This is a genomic window from Glutamicibacter sp. BSL13 (genome assembly GCF_052928425.1).
This window is the reverse complement of record NZ_JAVGCZ010000120.1, coordinates 1-7,217: the sequence shown is the minus strand read 5'-3', so window position 1 is coordinate 7,217 and position 7,217 is coordinate 1. Positions and strand designations below refer to the sequence as shown.

At 66.6% G+C, this 7,217-nt stretch carries 5 protein-coding genes; 3 read left to right on the top strand and 2 right to left on the bottom strand.

The features are described 5' to 3' along the window. Positions 1-73: 73 nt before the first annotated feature. Together panD and hutH are read right to left on the bottom strand one after the other, a co-directional pair. The gene (gene panD / locus RCJ92_RS14270) at positions 74-496 is read right to left on the bottom strand and encodes an aspartate 1-decarboxylase (protein ID WP_138926759.1); all 423 of its coding nucleotides are present in this window, start codon (positions 494-496) and stop codon (positions 74-76) included. 105 nt (positions 497-601) lie between these two features. Beyond that, positions 602-2,158 carry a histidine ammonia-lyase gene (gene hutH, locus RCJ92_RS14265; protein ID WP_446754905.1) on the bottom strand — a complete coding sequence of 519 codons (1,557 nt, stop codon included), beginning with the start codon at positions 2,156-2,158 and terminating at the stop codon, positions 602-604. A 282-nt stretch (positions 2,159-2,440) separates the two neighbouring features. Here hutH and RCJ92_RS14260 point away from each other — a divergent pair, with 282 nt between their 5' ends. The 3 genes from RCJ92_RS14260 (at position 2,441) to RCJ92_RS14250 (ending at position 7,211) form a co-directional block, all read left to right on the top strand. Continuing rightward, positions 2,441-2,980, top strand: a complete 540-nt coding sequence (locus tag RCJ92_RS14260) for a hypothetical protein (RefSeq protein ID WP_446754904.1) — start codon at positions 2,441-2,443, stop codon at positions 2,978-2,980. 382 nt (positions 2,981-3,362) lie between these two features. Then, complete coding sequence (locus RCJ92_RS14255) at positions 3,363-6,080, top strand: aminotransferase class I/II-fold pyridoxal phosphate-dependent enzyme (protein ID WP_446754903.1); 2,718 nt, start codon at positions 3,363-3,365, stop codon at positions 6,078-6,080. 72 nt (positions 6,081-6,152) lie between these two features. Then, a complete protein-coding gene (locus tag RCJ92_RS14250) occupies positions 6,153-7,211 on the top strand; it encodes a S66 family peptidase (protein ID WP_446754902.1) in 1,059 nt (352 codons plus the stop codon). Positions 7,212-7,217 lie beyond the last annotated feature (6 nt).

The following is a 7,217-nucleotide window of genomic DNA, read 5'->3' as shown; positions in this document are numbered from 1 at the left end:
CCTGGCCGCCCGGTTCCCCGACCAGGACCGGCCCGGGACGAAGCCGCAGCCGGACGCCGGCTAGCAGGCTCGACTAGTTGCCGGTGACCTGCGCGAACGGGGGAGTCTGCACACCGTCGGCGACCGCCACCGCCGGGTCATCACCCAGGTGGATCATCCGGTTGTGCTCATCCACGTGCACCACCGCCGGGGCGTAGGCGCGGGCCTGGGCATCTTCCATCTGCGCGTAGCTGATGATGATGACCAGGTCACCGGGGTGCACCAGGTGGGCCGCGGCCCCGTTGATGCCCACCACGCCGCTGCCGCGCTCGCCGGCGATCGTGTAGGTCTCCAGGCGGGCCCCGTTGGTCACATCCACGATGCTCACCAGCTCCCCGGGCAGGATGTCGGAGGCGTCCAACAGGTCCTGGTCAATGGTGACCGACCCGACGTAGTGCAGATCCGCCTGGGTCACGGTGGCGCGGTGGATCTTGGACTTGAACATGGTGCGTTGCATCAGCTGGTTCTTTCCTGCAGGCAGAGCGAATTCTTGCTCACCAAGTTTACGCCCTTTCCGCCCCGGGCAGGCTGCGGTACTGCTCACCCTGCCCGGGGGCGGGGGTTAACGGTCCCCGGCCAGCGCCTCGCGCAGCACCCGGTGCACCTGCCCGTCGGCCAGCAGCTGGTAGGCGGCCTCCAAATCGGCGGAGAGGAACCGATCCGGACCCGGGCCCTGCACCTTGCTGCGCAGCAGCCCCAGCACCGCGCCGGTCACCGGGGAGGGCTGCAACGGCCGGCGCAGGTCCAGGGCGCGCCCGGCCACCGCCAGCTCGATCGACAGGATGCGGCGCAGGTTCTCCACGGACTTGCGCAGCTTGCGGGCGGCATGCCACCCCAGGGACACATGATCCTCCTGCATCGCCGAGCTGGGAATCGAGTCCGCGCTGGCCGGCACGGCCAGGCGCTTGTTTTCGGCCACCAAACCGGCCTGGGTGTACTGGGCGATCATCATCCCCGAATCCACCCCCGGATCATCGGCCAGGAAGGCCGGAAGATCCCGGGAACGGGCCGGATCCAGCATCCGGTCGGTGCGCCGTTCGGCGATGGACCCCAAATCGGCGACGGCAATGGCCAGGAAGTCCAGCACGTAGGCGACCGGGGCACCATGGAAGTTGCCGTTGGAGCTGATCCGGCCATCGGGCAGCACCACCGGGTTGTCGATGGCCGCGGCCAGTTCGCGCCGGGCGACGGTGGCGGCGTGGTCCATGGTGTCCCGGGTGGCGCCGGTGACCTGCGGGGAGCAGCGCAGCGAATAGGCGTCCTGCACCCGCCCGTCCCCTTCGCGGTGGGAGGCCACGATCGGGGAGCCGGCCAGGGCGTTGAACATGTTCGCGGCGCTGGTCGCCTGCCCGGGATGCGGGCGCAGCGGCTCGTGCAGATCGGCCCGGAACACCTGGTCGGTGCCCAGCTGGGCCTCCACGCTCATGGCCGCGCTCAAATCCGCGATGTCCACCAGCTCGCCCAGGTCCGCCAGCGCCAAAAGCAGCATCCCCAGCATCCCGTCGGTGCCGTTGATCAGGGCCAGGCCCTCCTTTTCCTCCAGCACCAGCGGTTCAATACCGGCCTCGGCCAGCAGCTGCGGCACCGGGCGCAGCACGCCCTCGCGGTCCACCGCCTCACCCTCACCCATGAGCACCAGGGCGCAGTGCGCCAGCGGCGCCAGGTCACCGGAGCAGCCCAGCGAACCGAATTCACGCACCACCGGGGTGATCCCGGCGTTGAGCACCTCCACCATCGTCTGCAGCACCACCGGGCGCACGCCGGTGCGGCCGGTGGCCAGGGTCTTGGCGCGCAGGAACATCAGGGCCCGCATCACTTCGCGTTCCACCGGCTCACCCATGCCGGCGGCGTGCGAACGGATCAGCGAGCGCTGCAGCTTGGCCCGGTCGGCCTGGGGGATGTGGCGGGTGGCCAGGGCACCGAAGCCGGTGGAGACGCCGTAGACCGGGGTGTCGCTGGCGGCCATCTGCTCGATGTGGGTGCGTACCCGCCCCAACTCAGCGAGCACCGCATCGGCGATCATCACCGGGGCCTGCTGCCGTGCCACGGCGATCACGTCCTCGGCGGTGGTCCCGCCGAGGTTCAGGGTCACTGCACTGTTCTTGAGATTTGCTTCCATACTTCACTTCCGCGGGACGAGAGCCAATGGGACTTACCTTCCATCATTGGCCACCGGTGGGGGCAATGGCTGGCGCCCTCGAAGTCGCTGTCCGGGATCCCGGACTTTCGCGCCGGGCAACCTTCGGTGTCTTCCTTGGCTTAGCTGGCAGTTTCCGGGTTGGTCTTTACCTCTCGGCGGCACCCCCGGCACCGTGGAGATGTTCAACCGCGGCCGATGAACACCACCCCGGGCTACTGGGGAAACTGGCCGGGAGACAACTTTTAAGAAAGGTATGTACTCATGTCCGGAAATCTCTTTGCGCGCTCGGTCCATGACCTGACGGCCGCCGCCTGGTTCGGCGGTTCGCTGATGGGTGCCGTGGGCCTGAACGGAGCGACGTCCGAAGCCAAGGACGCAACCGAACGAACCCGGCTCTCAAGCCTGGGATGGAAGAAATGGGCGCCGGTGCAGACCGGTGCGTTTGCCGCCCACCTGGCCTCCCTGGGCCCGATCCTGTGGGAAAACAAGGGCCGGTATGCCACCCAGGACGGAGTGATGGCCTGGACGTGGATCAAGACCGGAGTGACCCTGGCCGGAGCCGCGGTGACGTTCTATGCCGCGGTACTGGGCAAGAAGGTGGATCAGCTGGCCGGAGAGGGGGCGAAGGGCGCCACCGAACCCCGTGCCGGAAGCTCCGATGAACTGGCCAAGGCCCAAAAGCAGCTGCGCCAGCTGCAGTGGCTGATCCCCGGTTTCGCGGCCACCGTGATTGTGCTCGGCGCTCAGCACGGGGAAATGCAGCGGCCCAAGAATGTGAAGCTGGGGCTGCTGAAACGCTAGGAAACCAGCAACGGGTCCTGTCCGGCACCCCCGAAGCCGGGCAGAACCCGCCGGGCCCCATGGGGGCGGGGGAACCGCGCTTGGACGCGGTTCCCCCGCCTGCGCCCTTTAGCGCGGTTGGGCGCGGATCCTTCGTGTTACGAGCGCTGCATCCCCTGGCGACGCGTTCGCTGGTAACTTTGCGCCTCAACGGGGCAACAAAAGCAAACTTGGCATAGTCTGCCTACACCGGACGGTCAATGAGGATCATGCCGAAGGCACCGATGTCATGCGCCGTCCTTAACGGACCGTTAAAACTGTGAAACACGGCAGTCACCAAAGACCGCTAGGCTTCCCGGCACAAGGGTTCGTGCAGCACTAGGACGAGAGAAAGACCAGCACCGTGGATACCGGGTTAGCCAAGCCAGCCGTCAACGCAACGGGAACCCCTGAAAGCGCCTGGCGCCGGCGCAAGGACGCCTGGGAGCATCTGGGCTACATTCTCAGCGAGCTGGTGCGGGTCGTGGGCAACGGCTCGGGGGAACCCGAAACGCTGGTGCAGGAGGCGGGCAAGCTGATCGGGCTGATCGCTGCCATTGAACCGTATTGGGCGACCCCGGGCATCAGCTACTTCAATGAGATGGTCGCGGCGCTGGAAGCTGACGACTACGACCGGGCCATGGAGAAGGTATACCTGGTCAACCAGACTTTCCGCTCCCAAACCCAGTACATTGAGCCGGACACCCTGCACGCGGAGGATGAGGAAAACGAACCGACCGCACGCTTCACGCCGGTGGTCGAGGTGCTGATGGTCGACAACGGGCGGGTCGAGGAAATCGAGGGCTTCAAGCAGGAAATGCTTGACCAGCGGCGCAGCAGCGACGAGTTCACCTACAATCTGGTGGTGGTGCCCAGCGTGGAGGATGCGCTGGTGGCACTCATGATCAATCCGACCATTCAAACCTGCGTGCTCACCCCGCGCTTTGAGCTGCACACCCGGCAGAAGCTGAGCACCGCCCTGCACGGCTACATCAGCGCGCAGATGGGCGGGATGTTCTCCAGCGGCAAGCAGGTTGACCTGCTGCTGGACCTGGAACGCCTGGTGGAGCGGCTGCGCCCGGAGGTGGCGGTCTACCTGGTGGCGGGGGTGGCCCTGGAATCCCTGGCCCGGGAACTGACCGGCAGGTTCCGCCGCATCTTCTCCCGCAACGACGGGATGGACCTGCACCTGTCGATCATTGGCGAAATCCTCTCCCGCTACGAGACCCCGTTCTTCAACGCGCTGCAGCGCCACGCCCGCCGCCCGGGAGGCGTTTTCCACGCCATGCCCATCTCCCGCGCCGGATCGGTGCAAAACTCCCCCTGGGCCCGGGACCTGGTCGACTTCTACGGGATCAACCTGCTGCTGGCCGAAACCTCGGCCACCTCCGGTGGCCTGGATTCGCTGCTGGATCCGCACGGTTCGATCCGGGAGGCCCACGAACTGGCGGCCCGGGCGTTTGGTTCGCACCGCACCTACTTCGTCACCAATGGCACCTCAACGGCCAACAAGATCGTGCACCAATCGATTCTTGCTCCCGGGGACATCGTGCTGGTGGACCGCAACTGCCACAAATCCCACCACTACTCCCTGGTGTTGGCCGGCGCGCACGTGAAGTACCTGGAGGCCTACCCGTTGCAGGAGCACGCGATCTACGGGGCGGTGCCGCTGCGGGAGATCAAGAAGGCGCTGCTGGAACTGCGGGGGGCCGGGAAGCTGCACAAGGTCAAGATGATCACCCTGACCAACTGCACCTTTGACGGGATCATCTACGACCCGCGCCGGGTCATGGAGGAATGCCTGGCCATCAAACCCGACCTGGTCTTCCTTTGGGATGAGGCCTGGTACGCGTTTGCCGGTTTCCACCCGATCTACCGCAAACGCACCGCCATGGCCGCGGCCCGCGGCCTGGAGGCGGACCTGTCCACCGCGCAGCACCGCCGCCGGTACGAAGAACAGGTCAGGCAGCTGCCCGAACCGGGCACGCATGAGGACCCGGCCAATGACGAGGCCTGGTTGAACGCCCGGCTCATCCCGGACCCGCAGGTCACCCGGCTGCGGATCTACGCCACCCAGTCCACCCACAAGACCCTGACCTCGCTGCGCCAGGGCTCGATGATTCACGTGCATGACCAGGACTTCGCCAGCCGCAACGCCAACTCCTTCCGCGAGGCGTACATGACGCACACCTCCACCTCGCCGAACTACCAGATCCTGGCCTCCCTGGACATTGGCCGCCGCCAGGTGGAGCTGGAAGGCTATGCGCTGGTGCAGCGGCAGGTCGACCTGGCCCTGTCCATCTCCAAGGCCATTGCCCGCCACGACCTGCTGCGCAAGTACTTCCGGGTGTTGGACAGCAGTGATCTGATTCCCGAGCAGTTCCGCACCTCGCGCAACACCAACCCGGTGCGCGACGGTCTGGCGGCCTGGGACCAGGCCTGGGACACCGACGAGTTTGTGGTTGACCCCAGCCGGCTGACCCTGGACATCAGCCGCACCGGGGTGGACGGGGACACGTTCAAGCACAGCTATCTGATGGACGGGCACGCCATCCAGGTGAACAAGACCAGCCGCACCAGCGTGCTGCTGATGACCAACATCGGCACCAACCGCAGCGCCGTCGCCTACCTGATCGAGGTGCTGATCAAGATCGCCAACGAACTGGAACGCCAGCGCCGGCTGGACGGGCGGGACGCCTACCCGGCCCAGCCCACCGCCCAGCCGCAGGTGCCGCTGCCGGACTTCAGCCATTTCGCCCCGGCCTTTGACGGGGGAGCGCAGAGCGGGGACATGCGCCGGGCCTACTACCTGACCTACGACGACCCGGCCACGACGTTCTACCATTCCCCGGCCATCCGCGAGCGCATCGCGGCGGGCCAGGAGGTGGTGTCGGCCGCGTTCGTCACCCCCTACCCGCCGGGCTTCCCGGTGCTGGTGCCCGGCCAGGTGATCAGCCTGCCCATCCTGGACTACATGGACGCGTTGGACACCAGGGAAATCCACGGCTACCACCGCCAATACGGGTACCAGGTGTTCACCCCCGAGGCCCTGGCCCTGGTGGAGCAGGACAAACGCGGCTAACGGGCAATACCGCGGCTCGCCACCCCTGAGACCCAGCTCACGCCGCAGTCGTGCGGCCGATAGGCTGGGACGATGACTTGGACTGATAAGCACGTCACCGTTCCCGCCCGGCTACGCCCCGGCGCTCGGGTGCGGGTGGTTGCCCCCTCCTGCTCGCGCAGCTATGTCATGGAACATGACAATACGCGCTGGATCAACGAGCGTTTCGCGGCTCTGGGGATCAAGCTTTCCTTCGGACGGCATGTGGATGAGCGTGACGACTTCGACAGCTCGTCGATCACCTCGCGCCTGGAGGACCTGCACGCGGCGTTCGCTGATCCGGCGGTGGACGGGATCATGAGCGTGATCGGCGGGTTCAACGCCAACGAGCTGCTGCCGTACCTGGATTGGGACCTGATTGCCGCCAACCCGAAGGTGTTTTGCGGCTACTCGGACTTCACCGTGCTGGCCAACGCGATCCATGCACGCACCGGGATGATCACCTATGTTGGCCCGCACTGGTCCATGTTTGGCATGCGCGACCATTTTGAACCCACTGGCCAGTGGTTCACTGCCGCCACCTCCGGCCAGGCATGGAGCATTGAGCCGGCCACGGCCTACACCGATGACTTGTGGTTCATGAACCAGGATGGGCGGCAGACGCTGCCCACCGACGGACCGTGGGTCTTGCGCGAGGGAGCGGGCACAGGACGGGTCATCGGCGGGAACCTGTGCACGCTGAACCTGCTGCAGGGCACCGGGCTGATGCCCCGGCTGGAGGGTGCCATGCTGTTCCTGGAGGACGACGCGGCCGGGGACATCCATGAATTCGCCCGCAACCTCGCCGCGCTGCTGCAGCGCCCCGACGCCGCCGGCATCACCGGTCTTGGGATCGGCCGCTTCCAGCAGGATTCGGGCGTCACCCGCTCAATGCTCCAACAAGTGGTGGACAAGCATCCGCTGCTTGACTCGGTGCCGGTGGTCGCGAACCTGGACTTCGGGCACACCAGTCCCATGTTCACCCTGCCTATCGGCGGCCAGGCTCGGCTCGCGGCAACACCGGCCCAGGGGCAGCCGGACAGGGTGCAGCTGCGGTTCGCGCACCGCCGCGAGCAGCTGGACCAGGCCGGCGGGAGCGCCGAGAACTGCTAGGCCGCG